Source organism: Sulfitobacter sp. HI0040 (assembly GCF_001634885.1).
In the GTDB taxonomy this organism is placed as follows: domain Bacteria; phylum Pseudomonadota; class Alphaproteobacteria; order Rhodobacterales; family Rhodobacteraceae; genus Sulfitobacter.
Window position 1 is genome coordinate 1 of record NZ_LWEX01000383.1, and the last position, 270, is coordinate 270.

Here is a 270-nt window from a genome sequence, read left to right on the forward strand (position 1 = left end):
GGCGCGCTGATGCGAAACGGTCAGCCATAAAGGTCGATGACCGCATCCTGCCCCGCGATCTGAAGGAACAGCGCGCTTTGCGCCGCGCCGTCGGTGACGGCCCAGATGATCTGGCCCGTGGGGCTGTGGATCACGAAGGCTTCCTCCACCCCCGCGGCACCGGCGCCTGCGGTTTCCCCGAAATTGACGTGAAAGTCGGCGGCGCTGGCGGCCTCATCCCCGTAGAGCAGGATATCGTTCTGCTCCGCCGCGTAGTCGTCAACCCAGTCG

Annotated in this window: 1 pseudogene; it reads right to left on the reverse strand. The window is 65.9% G+C overall.

Annotated features, from left to right (window positions below):
* Window positions 1-20: 20 nt before the first annotated feature.
* Window positions 21-270, reverse strand: a pseudogene (locus A3728_RS23240) (hypothetical protein); the annotation flags it as partial.